The organism is Sphingomonas sp. BK036 (assembly GCF_004216825.1).
In the GTDB taxonomy this organism is placed as follows: Bacteria; Pseudomonadota; Alphaproteobacteria; order Sphingomonadales; family Sphingomonadaceae; genus Sphingomonas.
Window position 1 is genome coordinate 172,226 of record NZ_SGXR01000007.1, and the last position, 19,832, is coordinate 192,057.

Genomic DNA, 19,832 nt, shown 5'->3' on the forward strand with positions numbered 1-19,832 from the left:
TGCCCATGACGAAGCAGCGCCATCCCGATTTCTCGGCTTCCACAGCGGGTCTTCCCGCGTGGGACCGAGCAGGTCCATGAGATCGACTCGCGTGGCGGTGTTCATGGCGGGCCTGCATGGTCGCCGAATGCGCCGTCAGGGAGCGTCCAGCGATCCGTCAGGATCGAGAGACGCCAGACCGGGTCGTCGGCTTGCGCCAATTCGTCGGGATGGAGCGTCGCAGCAGGGACCGCCGTGCCACGATCAGCGAGCTGCGTGACGGTGAGCGTGCGATGGATGGTCTTGCCACTCGCGGCTTCGCGAGCCACGACCCGTCGGAAGGCGGCAGGGAAGACGAGCCGGAGCGTCGCCCATTGAGCGGGCGAGCCGAAGATGCAGGCTCGGCAGGACAGGCGGCCCCAACCCAGGACGTAGGCCGGGTGGGGACGGATCCGCACTTGCGCGATCACGTTCCAGATCAGTCGCTCGGTCCAGTCATGGACCGGGCGCCAATGATCGACCGCACGCGCGAGGGTGGAGGTGCGATGCGGCTCGAGCGTTGCATAGCGCGCACGCGAGGGACTTTCCTCGGCGCGCTCGCCGGTGATGACGAGCGTGCGGCCGTCGAGGAAGCGCGGCTGATTCCGGATCGAGGCCGCGAGGACGTCGATCTTCAGCGCGGGGCTGCACCAGCGCACTCGAAGATCGGGAGACGTCTGGGGAAAGAGCCCGCGCGTGCCGGCAGGGCCATTGCCCCCGGCACGGCCGATGCCGGTCGGCGTCTCGAACGCGATGGGCGCGGTCGGCGCGTCGTCGCGCGCCAGCTCGCGCGCGAAGCCGCCCTCGCGCCACGAGACGTAGAGCGCGATGCCGAGATGGTCGGCGATCGCGCGGACATAGGCGGGCGTGCACGGCCAATCCATGAAGGTCGGGCCGTCGCCATCGACATCATGGTGATGCAGCTCGATCGCGTGCGCCGGCACGCCGAGGCTGAGGAGGTGGAGCAGGGCGGCAAGGCTGTCCTTGCCGCCACTGAACGCCACGACGAAGCGCCGGTAGGCGCCAAGGTCGGGGTGGGCGGCCGGAGCGGTCATGCTGCTTCACGGATCTGTTCTTCGGGTTCGGCCGAGGCATCGAGGCCGGCTGCGCGAAGTAGGTAGCCGGCTGCGGCCTCGGCCTTGGCGGCTGCGGTCATGATCGCGCGCGAGTCCTTGCGCAGCACCTTAAGCCACGAGCCGATATAGGCGGCGTGGTCGTCCATATGCGACGTCGGCAGACCGAGATCGGCACCGAGCAGCGCTGAGGTCATCTCGGCGCAAAGCTCCTCGAACGCGTAGGCGTCGTCGCCGAAGCGCTTGCCGAACGTGCGATCGAGCCGGTCGGGATGGCCGGTCCAGTGGCCAGCCTCGTGCGCGAGCGTGGCGGCGTGGTAGGCACGGGTCGAGAACAGCTCGACGGGCGGCATGGTGATGGTGTCGGCGGTGCAGTCGTAGAACGCGCGATCGCCGCGCATGTGGACCGTTGCGGGCAGCGCATCGAGGAAGCGCTGCGCTCGCTCGGGCAGCGCATCGGCCGGGGGCACGATGCTGACTGGGCTCGTGTAGAAGTCGGGAGACAGCCCGTCGATCTGATCGCAGTTGAATACGGCGTAGGAGCGCAGCACGCGCCGCATTTCGTCGGTCGTGTCGCCGGTGACGACGGACTCGACGGTCTTGCTGTAGGATTTATAGAAGATCGCGATCTGCGACCGCTCGCCCTCGCGGACCTGACCGCCAAGCGCCTGCGCCTGCTTGTAGGTCATCCAGGTGCGCGAGTTGTAGCCCGCGCCCTCGGCGCAGAGCCACAACCAGAAGCAGTTAATGCCCTTGTAGGGGTCGCCGGTCGCACGCAGCGGACGGCCGCCCACGCCGGGGCGCCACGGCTTAACCCAGGGACGGACCCCGGATTCCAGCTTGTCGATGATAGTGTTGGTGATGATGTCGGCAGGCGAGGGCTTGTCGGTGATCTGTGCCAAGATCGGTCTCCTGATTGAGGTGAGGCAAACCCGTGTGAGCATCCTCCCCTCTGGAAAGGGACGGTGCCGGGTCACAAAAAGAGGGGCGACACTCCGAAGAGTGCCGCCCCCAGGTGCCTCGAAAGGTGCAAGCCGGCGTCAGGCCGCTTGGCTGAAATCCTCCTCTTCCTCGTGATCGATCACTGCGTCCTCACCGGTATCGAGGTCGGTATCCTCGTCCTCGTCCGGATCGGTGCCGATCTCGTCATCGGCGAAGCTGGAGCGCAGCGGGATGCGCGCCACCTTCTCTTGTGCCTCGAAGCGCATGGCTTCCGGCAACCAGCGGCAAGCCTTCTCGCGGACCTCGGCTTCGACGATGCCTTGGCCATTGCACAGCGAGGCACAGGTGGCAGCGAGGTCGCCCTTCTTGGCGTCCTTGTAGCGGCCGCGCAGGATCGGGCCTCCGATCTCCTCGAGCGCGTCGAGCATGACGGTCTTCTTGACCCGGCCGAAGAAGTTTTCGGCCGTCGGGCGCCACCAATTCTCGACCTGGATGTCGAGGACGCGACCGAGATGGTCGTGGAAGCCGTTGCTCCGATACCCCTCGGCGACGTTGAGCGTCGGTTCGAGAGTTCGTGCTATCGAGTATGAAACCCATGCGCCCCGGGCATCGTCATCGAGCGCCCGGAAGGCGTCGAAGCGCGCGGTCATGGTCGGGAGACCCGCCCAGCTCGTGTCGAGCTTCTGGCGCTGGTCCTCGATCGTCTGCGATGCCATCGATCCCTCGTCGCGGAAGGCGAAGATCGGGAAGCCCGCGGCGCCGGACTTCAGGGTCGAGTGGTTCGGGATGTGGGCCTGCTCGAAGACCACGTTCTGCGCCATCAGGAAGATGGTCAGGTCGAGTGCTAGTCCCAGGTCGCTGGCAACGTGAGCGACGAGGATCTGGCGGCGCTGCGTCGCCAGTTCGTCGATCAGCGTGGCGCTGAGCTTCGCACCCTGTTCGCCGTCGCCGGCATCGCCGTCCCCGGCTGCGCCGCCTGACCCCTTGGGCTGTGCGTTCGGATCCACCACCGGCTTTTCGCTGAACAGGCGGGTGTGGACGCGGGGTTCACCGTCTCCCCCGATATAGACGAACGTGCCGATCTGGCTTTTAAGCGTCGGATCGATCTCGTGACGGGCGTCCTCGATCGTCTCCAGTTCGCGCTCAATCGCCTCGATGCGCGCGTTCGCCGCCTCGGCTTCGGCGCTGCCGTCGGGCAGTTCCTGCTCGAGCTGGTCGATCAGCGCGTCGTTCTCGGCCGACAGAACCTCGACACGCGCGGTCTCGTCCTCGGTGAGAGCGCGGGCGGGTGCGTGATACTCGTGAAGCTGGCGTTCGAGATCGTAGGGGACGTGCGTCGCCGCGATCGGCGTGACGAACGCGAGGCCCTGGTCTCGCGCCAATTCGGCCGCTGCGGCTTCGAGCTTCGAGGCGGCGAGTGTCTCGATCAGGTCGACGTCGATCCAGTTCTCATCGCCTTCCGTGGCGAACAGGTCGCCCTCGATGCGACCGCCCGCTGCGACATAAGCTTCGCGCCCAACGAAGCGCGCTTTGGCGTCGTTCGCCTTGACGGTGCCGTTGAGGATGGCGCGGCGGATATTGTCGGGGTTGTCGCCGTAGTAGGACGTTTTCATTTGCGCGAAGACGCGCGTCTGGCGATCGACGTCTGTGGTGACGGCGTAAGCCTGCGCTACGCCGAGCGTGATCTCGCCGGCTGCGAGCGCCTCGAAGACAGGCGGGGCGAGTTCGGCAAGGCGAACGCGCTGCTCGACAAAGCGGGTGGTCACGCCCTGACGCTTGGCGACGTCCTCGGCGGTCATGCCCTTCTGGATCAGGAAGTTGAATGCGGCGCACTCGTCCGCCGGATTCATCGGCACGCGCTGGAAGTTCTCGGCGAGGCTTGCCTCGATCGCGTTGTCGTCGTCGCTAAGCACCAGGACGGGGACGGTGTGGTCAGCGGGGAGGGTGCCCTGATCGATCAGGAGCTGGAGAGCACGCAAGCGGCGACCGCCCGCCTTCACGGTGAACGTACCCGCCTTCTTCAGCGGAGTGACGATCAGGTTCTGCAACAGCCCCTGGGCAGCGATGTTGACGGCGAGGGTGTCGATCCCTGCGTCACGATTGGATTTGCGAACATTGTCCTTCGACAGCGACAGGTTCTTGACCTTTACGGACTGGATCATTGGTCGTCTCCGTTTGGAAATGGCGCGCCGCGTCCCGCGGTCACGCGAGCCTGGTCCTCCAAGCTCACAAAGCCGAAGGCTCCCTCCCCTCCCTTTGGTGGCCCGGAAAGAGAGCCCTGGTTGGGTCAGGCGGTGATGCGGTCGATCACGGTCGCGGCCGTCGCGACGGGAATGAACATCCGTGTCTTGTGCTGGATGATCTCGGTGAAGCATCCGGCCGCCTTCAGTTCGAGCAATCGCGTGTGCGGCCAGTCGAGCAGCTCAAGGCGCTGCTGGCCGGCGACCAGGCTGCGCTTCAGCCGGTACGTACCGAGCGCGGTGATCTCAGCCGTCCCCATGACGTGCTTGGCGGTCTCGGCACCCGACACCGTGATGGTGGCGGCGATGCCGAAGGCGTCCGCGAGCTTGGTCACGAGAGGGGCGGGGACGATGCGGCCAAGGAAGGACTGGCCGTCATCGGTGTTGAGACGCCAGACCTGGACGTGATCGTCGGGCAGGCGGTCCCAGACCGGCAGGAGCAGGCCGGTGACAAGGTAGAGCGTGTTGGTCCGGGTCTTGCCCGACATCTCCTCGACCTCGGCCTGCCAGAGCGCGGAAAACTCCGCCTCGCTTGCATCTTCCCACATCGTTTCGAGGAGAAGATCCTGCCGCATCCGTTCGGTGCGCGTCGGGCGGACCAGCTCGTACCGGCGCACGATCTCGCCATCGTCATCGGTGAGCGAGTAGGTGCTGCACCGGATGGCGGCCTTGCCCGACTTGCGGTTGACGATCGGGCGGGCGTCGTCGCTTAAGGTTCGCAAAGCGCGATCAAGCGCGAGCGGCTTGTAGCGCTCCTCGGTCTCCAATCGTAGGATCTCGGTCTCGGCGCCGCTGGTCTGGTCGCGCCGGATGACGGTGCGATCGAGGATGGTGATGCGCTCGGCGTTGATGCTCTCCACGCCAAGATCGAGCGTGCCGGTCTCTTTGGCCGCCTCGATCCGCGCCTCGATCAGCCCGAGATATTCGTCGAAGATCGCGTTTTGCATGGCGATGCGCAGCGCGAGGATGCGATTGAGCCAGCGCTGGATCGGGGGCATCTCCTCCTTCAGGCCGCCACCTTCGCCCTCCAGCTCAAGGCCGGTCAGTTGCTGAAACTCGTTCAGTGTGGTCGAGCGCAGCTTGCCATTGGCGAGCAGGCGGAACCACTGTTCGAGCGACTCCTTGGCATAGCCGCTTTCGAGATTGTCGCGCGGATCGAATAGGCCCTGACCGCCCGTCTGGCGCTGGCCGCGAGTGAGCGCGCCCAGGCTGTCGAGCCGGCGCGCAATCGTCGAGATAAAGCGACGCTCGCCCCGGCAGTCGGTCGACACTGGCCGGAACAGTGGCGCGGTTGCCTGATGCGTGCGGTGCGTGCGGCCAAGCCCCTGGATGGCGGCGTCAGCACGCCAGCCCGGCTCGAGGAGGTAGTGGTTGCGGCGCAACTGGTTTTCGCACGTCAGGCTCGCATGATAGCTGCGGCCGGTGCCGCCAGCGTCGGAGAAGATCAGGATCTTCTTCTGCCCCCGCATGAAGGCGTCTGTCTCGGCGAGATTGGTGCGGGGCGAGCGGCTTTCGACGCGCTGGCGGCCGTGGGCGCCCATGATGACGCGCCGGCTGCGGCCCGTGACCTCGGCGACTGCATCGGTGCCGAAATGCCCGATAATGTGATCGAGCGCGGATCCGACAATCGGCAGCGCGCAGAGCTGCTCGAGAAGATTGTCGCGCATCTCCAGCGCCTCTCGGGCGAAGACGGGGCGGCCGTCGTCGTCCGACATCGGTTCGGAGCGCGTTTTGCCGGTCTCGTCGACAAAGGTCTTCATTTGCCGGACCGGGAAAGCGGCCGTGAGGTACGACATGAGAAACTCTCTCGGCGAAAGTTCGATGTCGAGATTGGCGCGTTCCTCGACCGTAAGGGCCGCCAGTGCCCGGTTGAGCATCGCCTCGGACGTCGAGACGAGCTGGATGACGACGCTCTCGCCGCGCGCGAGATCGGCGCGGATCGCGGGCACGAGTGAGGGCAACTTCATGCCGATCAGGAGTTGACAGAAGAACCGCTGCTTGGTGGACTCGAAGATCGACAACGCGGCCGCCTTGGCGCCGCTGTTATAGGTGTCGTTCGAGAAGCTGTCCGTCACGCGGGTCGCGTCCAGGGCGGCGCGCAGGTTGCTGTGGATGATCGACCAGGCGTCGGCGTAAGCGTCGTACACTTCTATCTGATCGACCGTCAGCTTGTGTTCGAGGATCTCGTACTCGACGCCGGCGAAGCTCAACGCGCGCGAGACGTAGAGTCCTTGCATCTTCAGGTCGCGCGCGATCAACTCCAGCGCCGCGATCCCCCCTCGGCGCAGGGAGTCGACGAAGGTCCGGCGATCGGCGAACGCCGTGCCCGGACCCCACAGGCCGAGCCGCGTGGCATAGGCCAGATTGTTCACGTCCGATGCCCCGGTCGCAGAGACGTACAGGACGCGGGCGCGCGGCAGGAGATTCTGCAGGCGTACGCCGGCGATCCCCTGGTCGGAGCCTTGTTTGGTGCCGAAGCGGCCTTCGCCGCCTGCGACACCGGCCATCTCGTGCGCCTCGTCGAATACGATCATGCCGTCATAATCGTCGCCGACCCATTCGAGGATCTGCTGGAGCCGGGTGCCCTTGTCACCGCGATTGGAACGCAGCGTCGCATAGGTGAGGAACAGCACGCCTTCGGCCGCGCTGATCGGCGTGCCGAGTTTCCACTGGTTGAGATGCTGGATGTCGAGCGCAAGACCGCCAACGGCGGTCCAGTCGCGACGCGCATCTTCGAGCAGCGTCTCGGTCTTGGAGACCCAGATGTGCTTGCGACGACCGCGCAGCCACTGGTCGAGGATGATCGCGGCGACCTGGCGGCCTTTTCCGGCGCCGGTGCCGTCGCCGAGGAAGAAGCCAGTGCGGTACGGACGGCCATCCTCGGATGGTGCGATCGAGAGACCTTCCTCGACGGGTTTGAGCAGCCCGGGGATGTTGCGCTCGAAAGCGTCGCCGGCATAGATCAGCGTCTCGAGCTGCGCGTCGGAGAGCGTCTTCGCATCGACGACGGCTTGGGGCAGAGTCGGGACATAGATCGGCCGCGGCGCCGTGATGGAGCCCATGGCGATCGACTCTACCAGAGCGGTCGGATGCGCCGATGCGCAGGGGATGGCGATACGGCTGGGCCGATAGGGCAGATAGACGCCGACCGCTTCGCCGGTCGGAAGCGGCTCGGCGAACACGGTGTAGTCGATCGGGGTCGCGGTCTGCGACCGCGCGGCTTTTGCGGGCGGTGGGCCCAGGCGCGGTTGGCTCGCCAAGCCGCCAAGAAGCGAGCTACGCCCGCCGGGGCGGGTGAGCAGCGAGGCCGTGCGTGCAATAGGTGCGGCTACGGGCGGAGCGTTTCGGGCAGCGATTGCTGCGAGCGCCTCGGCGAGTGTCGCGCAGCGGATCAGCTCGGCCGGCGTGCCGGTTCCCTTTTCCAGCACCATGATCTTCACGGTCTGGCTGGTGCCATGCTTGGCATAAGCGTTCGCCGGCAGTTCGAGGTGCAACGTCAGCGTGCAGCCCTCGGTCGCCTTCCCCCAGGCGCCGCTTGACGTGTCGATGCGGTCGGGCAGGATGGCGGCGCAGCGGCCTCCGGTACCGAGACGCATCAAGGCGGCGCGTAGATGCCGCAACGCTGCTTGGCGGTCGGCATGACGACCGACGCTGCGCGAGAACGGGGGATTGATGAGGACGGCGGTTGGCCGGATGGCTGGTGCGAGGAAATCGTGGATCAACTCGGCATCGTGCCGCATGACAGCCACGCCCGGGAAGGCGGCTGCGAGCATCTCGGCGCGGGCCGGATCGATCTCATTGAGGACCAGGCGTGCACCGGCGCGATGCGCGAAGGCGGCGAGCAGGCCGGTGCCGGCAGAGGGTTCAAGGACCAGATCCGTGGCGGCGATTCTGCCAGCGAGCGTAGCGAGATAGGCGATCGGGCCAGGGGTCGAGAATTGCTGGAGTTCGATCTGCTCTTCGCTACGAACCGTGTGCGTAGGCAGGCTGCCGACCAGCGCGATTAGCGCGGCAAGACACGATCCTGGATCAGCAGAGAGATCGGCGCTCGCAAAGTGCATGACCTGGGCGAGTTCGAGCATGTCGTAAGCGTCGCGAAGCGACCAACGACCATCGGCCGAGGAACCGCCATAGGCCTGCTCCATGACCCACAGCAGGGTGTCACGCTTGAGCGATCCTTGTTTAGCGATGGTGTCGGCGACGGCCTTGGCGGCCGTGATCGAGGGTTCGGTAAAATCGAGTTCGAGAGCTGAAGCTGAGGTACGCATCGAGGGCTTCCTTCTTGTCGCCCGGTGCTCATCACCGGATCAACAAGCCGAAGGCTCCCTCTCCTCTCACCCGTGAGGTGGGGGTACCGCCTGACGGCCGCGCCACGCGTCGTTCCAGTCGTCATACCGCTCGGGGAGACGCACTTCGAGCACCCGCCCGTTGGCCACGAGGTGATCACGCGCGCGTTCCAGACCAGCCTCTGCCGGCTTGCCGCGGTCGCCGTAGACAATGACCCGCCGAACCTGCGTCGGGATATCGACCAGCGCCAACCGCTCGATACCTCCCAGCGCCCAGGTCGGCGTACCGAACCATTGCATCGCCGACAACGCATCCTCGATCCCCTCCGCAAGGCCAAGCTCGTCCGTCGCGGGTGCCAGGCGGATCGCTGCACCACCAAGCAGGCCGAGCGCTACCTTCGGACTTGGCAGGGGCTTGCGGGTGATGACCTGCAGATCAAGGAACGTCCGCTGGACGGCAACCACCCCGAGGTCGTTTTCGACTGCGGCAATCATTGCCGGCAGGATCCGACGCGACGGTCCTTTACCCAACACGGTTCGCGCATTGTACCGTAGCTTTGCTGACAACGTCGTCAGAGCGCGCGCGTTCAGATAGTCTTCGGCCGGGGTGCCGGCGATCGGGATGCTGGAACGCCAGAGGCGGCGCGCGAGCTCACTGAGATCGCGCTCGGGCATCCGCTCTGGCATATCGAGCGGGCTTCGATCGTGAAGGTGCATTCGATCGAGTGCTTTTAGAACATCCGTCGTTTCGCAACCTGCGAAGCAATGAAACAGGATGGCGCGATCGCCGAGGCGTACTGAGAGGCTGGGTGTTCCGTCATCATGAGCTGGGCAGCGGCACTCGCCGCGCGTGCCCCGCCACACGCCGCCAAGCTTCTCGACAATATCGCGCGCACGCGCTTGAGCATCGGGCGGCAATCGGGACATGAAGCTCGGTCCGGGCGAAAAGAGGGTGATCGACATCCATAGCTCCGACTTGGGTAAAATCGAAAATCCAGTCGCACCCTTTCCTCCAGGTCATGTCACGACCCGTCTATCCTGTAGTCTCCGACTGCTTTTCCATGCGCCTGAGATAATTATAGAGCGTGGACCGGCTGACCTTGTGCTGCCTGGCAACCGCAGAGGCGCTCATGACCTTGGTATCAGCCTGAATCTTTTCCCAGTCTTCTGCGCGTAAGATCGCCGTACGACCGGCTACGCGCAGCCCGTCCTCTTCAGGACCCTTCGCGGCCGACAAGGCCGTATAGGCAACAGTGATCGCGATCAGCGTCTCTTTCCATGCATCACGCCCGCTATGGAGATTGTTATGGAGGACCTGCAGGCAGATTTTTCGCTCGGTAATATCTGACAGCGTTTCCAGGAGGTCCTTGCCCGAGACGGCAATGCATTCGAGGCGAAATATGACCAGCGTATCATCGGTCTGCAGCCTGCTGAGCAGCGCTGACCGTCTCTTTAAATCACGCGGGTGGCGCCCACGCCCGCGATCAATGACGATCTCGCTGCAACCCGCGCTCTCGAGCGCAGCCACCTGCTCTGCGATGTCAACGTCAAAGTTCGATGCCCGGGCATATCCGATCGTCTGCAACTACCTATCCCTCCCAATTTCTCGCCCCGATCCGAGTGCGAAGCAGACATAATTCGCCGTCAGGACTTTACATAAATCAATTACTTACGGGCTAGGTTAACCATGCCACGAAAACGCTGCAATACACGACCGGAATCGGCCGGGAATTCTGCGAATGTTGAATTTCAGCATCTAGCCGGTCTGCGAACTGCGTTTCCTGGTTTGGGAGCCGGCAACGTCCCAGTTGAGTGCGTCGTCGCTTCGGAACCGGGTGTTGCAAACCCCTAACAAGATTGGCGCGGACCCCTTTCGCCGAGTGGCTTGGACATACGCGTTCGCCAACGGTCTATTCGAACCGGCTCTTGCTTCGGCGTTTGCACGCCCCATCCATGTCCCCACAGACACAGGTTCTGTAACTGCGCCGCCCGCAAACGGGCAAGCGACGTTGTATACAATGGAACTGGAGTTTGCCGCGGCGTGGTCGGTGCGTTGTCGATGACGAACGGCACGGCGCCAACGCTTTTCAAAACGCCTCACTTTCCCCTTTCGTTCTTCACTGGGATGACTCAGAATTGCTGTCTCATGCTGATCCGGCCTGAACATTGCTGGCTCTATCCGATCGATTGGCGCGAATTGTCGCAGCTCGTTCGCTTCAGGCGTGCCAAGCGGCGCTGCGATCATTGCCATAGGCCGCACGGGAAGGTCGTCGTACATCTGGGCGACGGGCGGTGGTGGGATCCAAACCGCAGTATCTGGCGCGATGGGCGCGGACGTAGGGTAAGGTTGCCCGGTGACAACATCATCGCATCCATCCGCTCAACGCGGGTCGTGTTGGCCTGCGCGCACCTAGATCATGATCCGACGAACAGTGCTCAGTATAACCTCGCGGCACTCTGCCAGCGCTGCCACAGGGTTCATGACGCGACCGAGCATCGTCGCCGGCGCTGGTCCAATGCTTTCAGGCGCCGTGCGCGCGGTGACCTGTTTGCCGGCGACTATCCGAGGGGAGGGGGAGGTCAGCCGGCACGAACACGCGGCACCTCGGAAAGCTGGGTCGTGTAGTTGGGTGACTTCATTTCGCTGCGTGCCTTCCACTCGCGTCGGAATCCCTGTGACGCCGGCACAGCGGCGAACTTGCCGATCCGACCATTGATCTCGTCCAAGGCCCCCATAACGCGCTCGCGCCGCTCGGTGTCGCCTTCGAACAGCGTCCGCGGGCGAAGTTCTGCTGCTACCAGATCGTCCAGCATGATCCCCGCCTTGGTGATGCCGTATACGTCGCGCCATGCGTGCTCGGCACCGCGGCGCGCAGCATGGATCAACTCCAGGCTATCGCTGGTCATCGGATGAAGCGTAATCGTGCGGGTCGCGCCATACTGCGGACGATCGGGCTTGTGCGATTGGGATGGAAGAAGACGGTGAGGCGCGCTGCGTTAAGGCCATGCTGGCGCAGCTTCTCGCCGGCGCGCATTGCGTATTGCGAGAGGGCGCCCATCAGCGTGCTGAAGTCGATGACCGGCGTTCCGAATGACCAAGTGACGGCCATGCCCTTTCGCTGCGGCTCGATCGTTTCGACTGCATCGGAAGGGACACCGCGCAGTTCGACAACGAGCCGCTCCACCACGACCGTCCCGATTCCACGCGCTTGTTTCATCGGCATGTCGCGCAACGCCTCGGCGGTTCTAATCCCAAGATCCGTCAGCTTGCGCGCGATCGCACAGCCGTCGTTGTTGCTTAGAACGATGACCGGTACGCCAATCAAACTCGAGTCAAACGCCCGCTCGCACGAGACGTAATAGTTGTTGCAGTCGATAAGCGCGATCGGGGTTGTCATGGCAACCGACGTGCGACCCCGTCGGGGACGCCCCAGATCTCGACATTCTCGTCGACGATGATGCGCGGATAACCGTCCGCCTCGGGAATGAGCCAGAACCGCCCCTCGATCCGCGCGAGACGTTTCAACGTGCGGTCGCCGTGGACGAGCGCAACGACGATTGCGCCGGCTCGCGGCTCCTTGGCTCGGTTGACGACGCTGAAATCGTCATGGAAAATTCCGGCACCGGTTATCGAATTACCGTCGACGCGCATGATGTAGCTCGCGGCGGGATGCTGCACGAGCCGCGCGCTGAGGTCGATCGGCTCTTCCAGATCGTTCTGGGCCGGGGACGGGAAGCCCGCCGATGTCTTGATCAGTAGGAACGCGAATTCGTGCAGCACCAGTTCGATCGGGACATGATGGAGGCGAACCGGAGACATGGCGACCATTCCATAATGGGAAGAGAGCCCTTCCTATCTCGAAATAGAACATATTGGGAACAGGTGAATCGCTGCAGTCGCGTTTAAGAGAAGGTGAAAGGCATGCAACGGCAGTCAGGCCGCCGCGTTTCCCAGCAGGGCAGGGGTCGAACGGCGCGTACGCGGGGTCAGGACGACGACGGTGTCGGGCTTCGTGATTCGACGACCCCGGCTGTCGATCCGTGGCGTCTCGGGGATCACATCCTTCAAGGTCACCGCATATTCCGGCAACCGATCGTCCGACTCGACTTCCTTCAGATGCTGCTTGAACTTTGATAGCGACGACGCCGAGCCGACCTTGGCCGACAGCATCTCGATGGGCATCTCGATCGCCTCACCCTCGCAGTGGCAGTGCGCGATCTCGTACAGGCGGCGTTCGATCGTACCGAGTCGAAAATAGTCGTGGTGGTACGAGTAGATATGACCGTCGCGCTCGATCGCGCGGTAAAGCCAGGCGCATAATCGGACCTTCACGACCCGCATTTGCTCCTCGCCATTGGGAAGCGTGATGTAATTTGCCGCGGCTTCCGCCAGCCACGAAAACCAGCCTTTGTCCTGTTGCGCCCCGGTACGGATGTTGGTCTTGATCTGCGTCCCCTGGAGCCGTTCGAGCGCGTCGGTAAAGCGCTGGTAATCGCGCTTGCCGGGGCGCGCGACGCCTGTGATGCGAAAGAAATCATGTGCAGTGAAGGTAAAATCCTGGCCGACCTCGCCTCCGCGCGAAATCTCCTGCGCCATGAGAGATGCGATGTAGAGGATGATCTCCTTGTCATACATCGTCGCGATCCCGGTCGCGCTGGGACGGATCTCGATCTTCACATTCTCCTGCTCATAGACGAGAGGCTTGTGAACGGCGACCTTCGAGAGAGCAAAGAAGGGGAAGTCCATCACGCTTCGCTCACCACGAACCTTGCCGTGGAGCGGGCTGTCGACCTCGAAGAGGTTGCCCTGTTTGATGATGACGGACTGTTTGGTGCTCATACCTACGCCCCTCCCGCACCGACTTTGTGCGCCGCTCGATCCAATACCGCTTTTTGGCCCACAGCGCAGCTATAGACCGTGACGACGTGCCCGAAAGCACGAGGATTTACCGGTCCAAGCCAGGGTGTTGCTGTCAACCGGGCCACCGACTCAGAAGGACAACGATAATCGCTCGTGCTTTCGGGCATCGCGTGATGCGAAGCAAGCTTGGTCGACGACCAGACGCTCAGTACGACGACCTGCCCGAAAGCACGAAGGATCGCGACAGGGCACGGCGTGCGATCTCGCCAACCGAACTAGGATCCCCGCCTTCCTGCATCCCGCGCATCGCCACGGTCCGGCGCTGGTCCTTGAACCCATGGAACGTTCGCCCGAGGTTGAGCTCGCCCTTCGACGCGCGCTCGCTCATGCCGCGGAGATAGGCCCCGGGGCGGCGCACCTCACCGGCCTGATATTTGTACACGGTCGCGATGACCCCGGCAGCGGCCCCTCGATCGCCCATCAAACGGCAGGCTTCGAGCCACGCGTGGCGGGTGATCGCGTTCTGCTCGACCAAGCGTTCCGCCAGATGGATGACGTCGCCCCATTGGCGAGTGTCGTACCGGAAGCCATGGCATAATTCCGGGGTGACCGCTTCGATGAAGCTGGGGTCGACACCATGCTTCGCCAGATCATCCTCGACATCGGACTGGGGAAGGGGAGACCCTGCAGCATAGGTTCTGCTACTTCTTCCCGCCGAGCTATTACCAGTAACTGCTTTAGCAGTTGGGAGTTGGTTTGTAGTTGTAGAGTGAATGCAATCTTTCGCATCCGTGGATGCAATATCATACGTTTCGTGAACCTCGTTAGCGGCCTCAAGCTGCCGCAGCGCCGCGGCTACGACGACTTCAAGCGCACGGCCGCGGCCTTCGATCTGCTCTACACAGCCTGTCAGAAGCGCGTCATCGCGCACATTGCGCATCTGCCGGGTCGCGCTAAGCGCCAGTGCCAATTCCTCGTCGGCCTTGGTGCCCGACAAGCCGTGATCGATGACGGTCTGCGCCAAGCTCGCGATACGCCGTCGGGCGGCCGACAAACGCTTCTTGAGGGCGTCGATACGCTCGTCGGCGTGTGCGCCGCGCTCGGCGATCGCTTGAAACTCCTCCATCCGCGTACCAATCGGGCTGAGCACGATGCCGTAAGCCCACTTGATGTGCCCGTCGGCACCTCGCACGCCGCCACGATGGCCGTTGGGGCTATCCCTGTGGCTGATGAGGCCGAGCCGGATCGCTCGATCGAGAATGTTCTGAACCTGTCGCACCTTGAGCCCGAGTGCACGGGCCAGCTTCTCGTTTCGCGGCCAGACGATCGGCTCCCGGCCAGGCTTCCAGTCCTCGGGTTTCGTCCATGCGAACATCACGTCGATGAGCTGGACGACACTTGGGGGAATATCGAGGTAGGAGGCGGCGCGCTTGAATGCGGCCAGCGCTTGGCCATGGCCGTAATTGTCCGGCAGTCCGCGGAATTCGACCGCCAGTCTGGCGGCTTCGGCCGCGGCACCGTCGAAACGGCGGAAGCCGGCTCCCGGCTGTTGAGCATAGGACATCGTTCGGTAACTCCCCTTTTGGAGCCCGTGCGGACACAGTTCCTCGATGCGCCGTGAGGCGCTCGATGCTTGTGATGAAGGGAAGTCTCGGCTAGGTAGTGACTGCAACCTCGCCCCTAGCGGGCACCCTTCGAAAAGCCCGGCCTTGTGCCGGGTTTTTCATGTCAGCACGGCTTCTCCCTGCATCACGTTGCACCGGCGCGGGGCTTCAGGCCCCGATCCGGCGGCTGCTGATCTTGCGTTCGGCTGCCCAACAGCAACGAATCGCGTGATCGCACGCAGGGACGATGCTTAACCATCGCAAGACCCGCGACTGCGGCCGATGCTCGTGCTTTCGGGCAGAACGATCAGAAAATGTTCGTGCTATCACGCAGATCGTCCCGGGTAAGGCGTCCGTGGTGCCGTGCATATGCGGACGCTTCGTCATCGGACTCGTGCTTTCGGGCATGCCGTCACACAAAGCACGCTCCCCCTATTGGGATACCAAAAGTCAGACGAACCGGTGGTAAACCACGATCAAACGAGCAAACTTTTGCTGCGAACTACGTCGGATACCGCCTTTCGAGGTTGCACCTGTCCATAAATAACAGTTAGACGTTATTCCTGGACAGGAGGTTGAGATGCAGCGAGCATTTCTGACGATCTGCGCAGTAGCCGGGCTGACCGGCGGCTGGTCCGCTCCGGTGCGGGCCAGCGACTGGGGCTGCGAGGTTCTGCTCTGCCTGTCCAACCCGGGGGGCGCGACCCAGTTTACGCAGTGCGTCGCACCGATCACCAAGCTCTGGTCGCAGCTCGCGATGGGGAAGTCGTTCCCGACCTGCACTGGCGGGGGTGTCTTGAAGGCAAAAGTCTACAACCAGAGTTCCCCAAGCCGACGCTTTGTCGTGATGACGTTCTCGAACGGGACGCAGAGGCGCTACTCGCTCGCCAACATCGAGACGGTCCCGTCGGGCGAGGCCAATCAACCCGGCGCCGAAGTGCGTCCATGACGATCTCGCTTCCCGCCGCCCTCGCGCTCGCCGCACAATGCGCTCCAAGCGTCGCGCCAGAGACGCTGCTGTCCGTCGCCCATACCGAGAGCAAGTTCGATCCGCTCGCGATCGGGGTAAATAGCGGCAAGAATCCCCCGCCGATGGGCACCGCGATCGACGCGGCGCAGACTGCACGGCGGTATATTGCGGCCGGGTACAGCGTCGATCTCGGGATCGCACAGATCAATAGTGCCAATCTCGGCTGGCTCGGTCTCAGCGTCGAGGATGCGTTCGACCCCTGCCGTAATCTGGCAGCGGCGGCCCGCGTCCTGTCGGCGAACTATACGGTCGCAAGTCGCCGGTACGGCGGAGTGTCCGCACTCGGCGTCGCCCTATCGATGTATAACACCGGCAACGCGCAGCGTGGGTATCGCAATGGTTATGTCGGGCGCGTCTACCGAACGGCGGCATCGCTTGTGCCGGCGATCACTGGTCGGTCCAGCATCCAACTCCCGGTGGCGGATGCTGCGGTCCCGATGGGAAACCCGCTCGCCCCGACACTGGCGCATCCCACGGGGGCCGCTCTCGCGAGGGAAGAAGTCGCAGACCCGGCGACGGGGGCAAAACCGGCACAGCCCATCCCCGCGAAATGGGACGTGTTCGCCGTGGCGCGGCGATCTTCCGTAATGATTTTCAAAGGAGTAGGACAATGAGGTTAGCACCGGTGAGAGCGTCTTGGATGACGCCCGAACGACGTGTAGCACTACGCAATCTTGGTATCCTGGCACTGCTCGTGATCGTAGTCTCGGCACTCAATCCCGATCCGGCCTGGGCGCAGGGCACCGACGGAATCACATCGATGGCCGACAATATCCTCAACTGGCTCACCGGCACGTTTGCCAAGACGATCGCAACGATCGCCGTCGTGATCGTAGGCTTCATGTTCTTCACCGGCCGGGCGTCACTGCCGCTCCTGGTGACCGTGATCGTCGGCATCTTCATCGTGTTCAGCGCTAAGTGGATCGTCAGCACGATCACCGGCGGCTGATGGACAGCGCGTGGGCGCCTGAGCGCTCACGCCGACCAGGAGAGCTTTCATGGCGGAAAAGCTGACCGAGGATTCGCTGTTCCTCGCGGTGACGCGCCCGGCGATGGTGCTGGGCGTCCCGATCGAGGCCTTCGTGCCGATCGCGCTCGGTAGCGTCATGGCGCTGATCATCACGGGCAACCCGCTCTACGCGCTCGGCATCGGCGGGGCGGCGCTCGCGGCGTCACGCCTCATCGTGCGGCATGATCCCAACACCTTCCGGCTGATGATGCTGTGGACCTATACCAAGGCCCGCTGCGTCAATCGTGGGTTCTGGGGCGGTAGTTCGTACTCGCCGCTCCCGACGCTCGGATATCGGCGCAAGGGCTTCGGCCGTGGCTAAGGCAGGCCTAGCCGGGGACGTATCGGGCGGAACGCCCTTCAAGATCCTGAAGCGCGAGGTCGAGCCGACCCGCTTCCTGCCCTATACGCGGCACGTGAACGAGCACGTCATAGCGCTCGACAACCGCACGCTGATGATGTGCTTCCGTCTCGACGGCCTGTCGTTCGAGACGAGCGATCCGTCCGATCTGAACAACTGGCACGAAAAGCTCAACGGTGTGTGGCGCAATCTTGCGGACGAACGGCTGTCGGTCTGGACGCATCTCATCCGCCGGATCGACGACGGCTATCCGGAAGGGCAGTTTCGGTCGACCTTCGCGCGCGACCTCGATGCCAAATATCGTCGCCGGATCGGCGCGAAACGGATGTTCATTAACGAGCTCTACGTGACGCTGCTGATGCGGCCAGCCGTCGGCGGCGCTGACAAGGTCGCGGACCTGCTGCGACGCCTGGCGCGCGCGAAGAAACTGGACGAGGAGCTTGACGAGGACGTCGTGCGCCGTCTCGAGGATAAGGCGCGTGATTTCGAGAAGCTTGCCGGGCGCTGCTCGCCACGGCGCCTCGGCCTGTACGAGCGCAACGACCTGGCCTTCAGCCAACCACTAGAACTCATCGAGGAAGTGATGACCGGCAGGCGCATCCGTGTGCCGTTGGTCAAGGGACATCTCGGATCGTCGCTCTATACATCGCGCGGGATCTTCGGGGCGGAGGTGATCGAAGTGCGGTCGGCCGATCGCTCAGCCTTTGGCGGTATGTTCGGCATCCGTGAATATCCCGCGACCACGCGGACAGGGCAGCTCGGTGCGCTGCTCAGCGTCCAGTTCCCGTTCGTCGCCACCCAGTCCTTCTCGTTCATGGCCAAGGCGACCGCCTCAGAACGGTTCAAGCGCAAGCAGAACCAGATGTACTCAACCGAAGACGCCGCGGAAACGCAGGCCGACGCGCTGTTCGATGCGGCCGACGATCTCCAGAGCAACCGGTTCGTGCTCGGTGACCACCATTTCTCGCTGGCACTCTACGGCGATACCATCCGCGACCTGAACGATCACATGTCGATCGCACGGGCCGCGCTGGCCGATTCCGGCATGGTCGCAGCCCGCGAAGGACCGGCGCTGGAGGCCGCCTATTGGTCGCAGCTGCCGGGCAATTTTGCCTGGCGCACGCGCCCGGCGGCGATCACGTCACGCAACTTCGCGGCATTCTCGCCCTTCTACACCTATACCGCAGGACGCCCGACTGGCAATCACTGGGGCTCGGCCGTGGCGCTCCTGAAGACGTCGGCGTCCTCGCCCTACTACTTCAATTTCCACAGTGGCGATCTTGGCCATACCCTGATCATCGGTCCGTCAGGTGGCGGCAAGACCGTCATCCAGAACTTCCTGATGGCGCAGCTCGAGAAGACCGGCGCGCGCCAGATCTTCATCGACAAGGACCGCGGCGCCGAAATTTTCGTGCGGGCGTCGGGGGGCACATATCTGACGCTCCAGAACGGCAAGCCGACCGGCTTTGCGCCGTTAAAGGGGCTGGAACAGACGCCTGATAACGTCGCGTTCCTGCAAACGCTGGTACGCAAGCTAGTGACACCGGCCGACGGGACGCTGAGCGTCGCCGAAGAGCGGTTGATCGACGAGGGGCTGGCAGCGGTCGGTCGGCTGCCGGCAGCGGCACGCTCGCTGCGGGCGCTGCGCGAGTTGCTCGGGCAGCGCGACGCCGGTGGAATCGGCGCACGGCTGGAGAAATGGTCGCAAGGCGGGTCGTTCGGCTGGGTCTTCGACAATGACCGAGACGAGTTGTCGCTCGATGCTCGTTTCGTCGGGTTCGACATGACCGACTTCCTCGACAATTCCGAAATCCGCACGCCGGTTATGATGTACATGTTCCATCGGATCGATGCGCTCCTTGCCGCAAACGAAGATCCCGAGGTCGCGCGGCGCACGCGTACCGTCATCGATATCGACGAGTTCTGGAAGGCGCTTGGAGACGAGGCGTTTCGCGCCTTCGCGCAGGATGGTCTGAAGACCTATCGCAAGCGCAACGCCTTCCTCGTGTTCGGCACGCAGAGTCCGGCTGACGCCCTGAAGTCGGACATTGCCCATAGCATCGTCGAGCAGGTGGCGACGCAGATCCTACTGCCGAACCCCCGCGGTAAGGCGCAGGACTACATCGGCGGGCTTGGCCTGACCGAGGCCGAGTTCAAACTGATCCGCGAAGACCTTCTGCCGGAAAGCCGACAGTTCCTGGTCAAGCAAGGTCACGATTCCATCGTCGTCGAGCTCGACCTGAACGGTCTCGATGACGAACTGGCAGTGCTGTCCGGGCGGAGCGAGACGGTTGCGATCATGGACATGGCGCGCGCCGAGATGGGCGACGACCCGGCGCTCTGGCTGCCGGCTTTCCACCGCAGGCGACGCCTGGAACAATCGGATCGACGGACACGAGGAGAGTGAC

Annotated in this window: 16 protein-coding genes; 5 read left to right on the forward strand and 11 right to left on the reverse strand. The window is 63.7% G+C overall.

Features of this window, described 5'->3' with window-relative positions; genetic code table 11:
• Window positions 1-101: 101 nt before the first annotated feature.
• The 11 genes from EV283_RS16665 to repC form a co-directional block, all read right to left on the reverse strand.
• Window positions 102-1,073 (reverse strand): phosphoadenosine phosphosulfate reductase family protein, encoded by a 972-nt coding sequence (locus tag EV283_RS16665; protein ID WP_130327254.1) that lies wholly within the window; start codon window positions 1,071-1,073, stop codon window positions 102-104.
• Window positions 1,070-1,993: a zincin-like metallopeptidase domain-containing protein gene (locus tag EV283_RS16670; RefSeq protein WP_130327256.1), complete on the reverse strand. Its 924-nt coding sequence runs from the start codon at window positions 1,991-1,993 to the stop codon at window positions 1,070-1,072. Before EV283_RS16670 ends, EV283_RS16665 begins: the two co-directional genes overlap by 4 nt.
• 138 nt (window positions 1,994-2,131) lie before the next feature.
• Window positions 2,132-4,195: a ParB/RepB/Spo0J family partition protein gene (locus EV283_RS16675; RefSeq protein WP_130327399.1), complete on the reverse strand. Its 2,064-nt coding sequence runs from the start codon at window positions 4,193-4,195 to the stop codon at window positions 2,132-2,134.
• A gap of 125 nt (window positions 4,196-4,320) precedes the next feature.
• Window positions 4,321-8,541: a strawberry notch-like NTP hydrolase domain-containing protein gene (locus EV283_RS16680; protein ID WP_130327258.1), complete on the reverse strand. Its 4,221-nt coding sequence runs from the start codon at window positions 8,539-8,541 to the stop codon at window positions 4,321-4,323.
• Between the two features lie 66 nt (window positions 8,542-8,607).
• The gene (locus EV283_RS16685) at window positions 8,608-9,522 is read right to left on the reverse strand and encodes a toprim domain-containing protein (RefSeq protein WP_242616033.1); all 915 of its coding nucleotides are present in this window, start codon (window positions 9,520-9,522) and stop codon (window positions 8,608-8,610) included.
• Between the two features lie 70 nt (window positions 9,523-9,592).
• A complete protein-coding gene (locus EV283_RS16690) occupies window positions 9,593-10,144 on the reverse strand; it encodes a recombinase family protein (protein WP_130327260.1) in 552 nt (183 codons plus the stop codon).
• Between the two features lie 995 nt (window positions 10,145-11,139).
• A complete protein-coding gene (locus EV283_RS19340; RefSeq protein WP_207223170.1) occupies window positions 11,140-11,466 on the reverse strand; it encodes a DUF4113 domain-containing protein in 327 nt (108 codons plus the stop codon).
• Entirely contained in the window at window positions 11,463-11,957 is a 495-nt protein-coding gene (locus EV283_RS19345; RefSeq protein ID WP_207223171.1) for a hypothetical protein, read from the reverse strand. The genes EV283_RS19340 and EV283_RS19345 overlap by 4 nt, the downstream gene beginning before the upstream one ends.
• Entirely contained in the window at window positions 11,954-12,379 is a 426-nt protein-coding gene (locus tag EV283_RS16705; RefSeq protein ID WP_165391817.1) for a S24 family peptidase, read from the reverse strand. Before EV283_RS16705 ends, EV283_RS19345 begins: the two co-directional genes overlap by 4 nt.
• A 114-nt stretch (window positions 12,380-12,493) precedes the next feature.
• A complete protein-coding gene (locus EV283_RS16710; RefSeq protein ID WP_130327264.1) occupies window positions 12,494-13,399 on the reverse strand; it encodes a replication initiator protein A in 906 nt (301 codons plus the stop codon).
• 226 nt (window positions 13,400-13,625) lie between these two features.
• Entirely contained in the window at window positions 13,626-14,984 is a 1,359-nt protein-coding gene (repC, locus tag EV283_RS16715) for a plasmid replication protein RepC (protein ID WP_130327266.1), read from the reverse strand.
• Between the two features lie 620 nt (window positions 14,985-15,604).
• On the opposite strand from repC, the gene EV283_RS16720 reads away from it, so the two are divergent.
• The 5 genes from EV283_RS16720 to EV283_RS16740 are packed head-to-tail and all read left to right on the forward strand — an operon-like array spanning window position 15,605 to window position 19,831.
• Window positions 15,605-15,973, forward strand: coding sequence for a hypothetical protein (locus tag EV283_RS16720; protein WP_130327268.1), 369 nt, complete (start codon window positions 15,605-15,607; stop codon window positions 15,971-15,973).
• A complete protein-coding gene (locus tag EV283_RS16725; RefSeq protein ID WP_130327270.1) occupies window positions 15,970-16,668 on the forward strand; it encodes a lytic transglycosylase domain-containing protein in 699 nt (232 codons plus the stop codon). The genes EV283_RS16720 and EV283_RS16725 overlap by 4 nt, the downstream gene beginning before the upstream one ends.
• A 26-nt stretch (window positions 16,669-16,694) precedes the next feature.
• The gene (locus EV283_RS16730; RefSeq protein WP_242616034.1) at window positions 16,695-17,003 is read left to right on the forward strand and encodes a TrbC/VirB2 family protein; all 309 of its coding nucleotides are present in this window, start codon (window positions 16,695-16,697) and stop codon (window positions 17,001-17,003) included.
• A gap of 49 nt (window positions 17,004-17,052) precedes the next feature.
• Window positions 17,053-17,385, forward strand: a complete 333-nt coding sequence (locus EV283_RS16735) for a type IV secretion system protein VirB3 (protein ID WP_130327274.1) — start codon at window positions 17,053-17,055, stop codon at window positions 17,383-17,385.
• Complete coding sequence (locus EV283_RS16740) at window positions 17,378-19,831, forward strand: VirB4 family type IV secretion/conjugal transfer ATPase (RefSeq protein WP_130327276.1); 2,454 nt, start codon at window positions 17,378-17,380, stop codon at window positions 19,829-19,831. The genes EV283_RS16735 and EV283_RS16740 overlap by 8 nt, the downstream gene beginning before the upstream one ends.
• Window position 19,832: the final 1 nt, after the last annotated feature.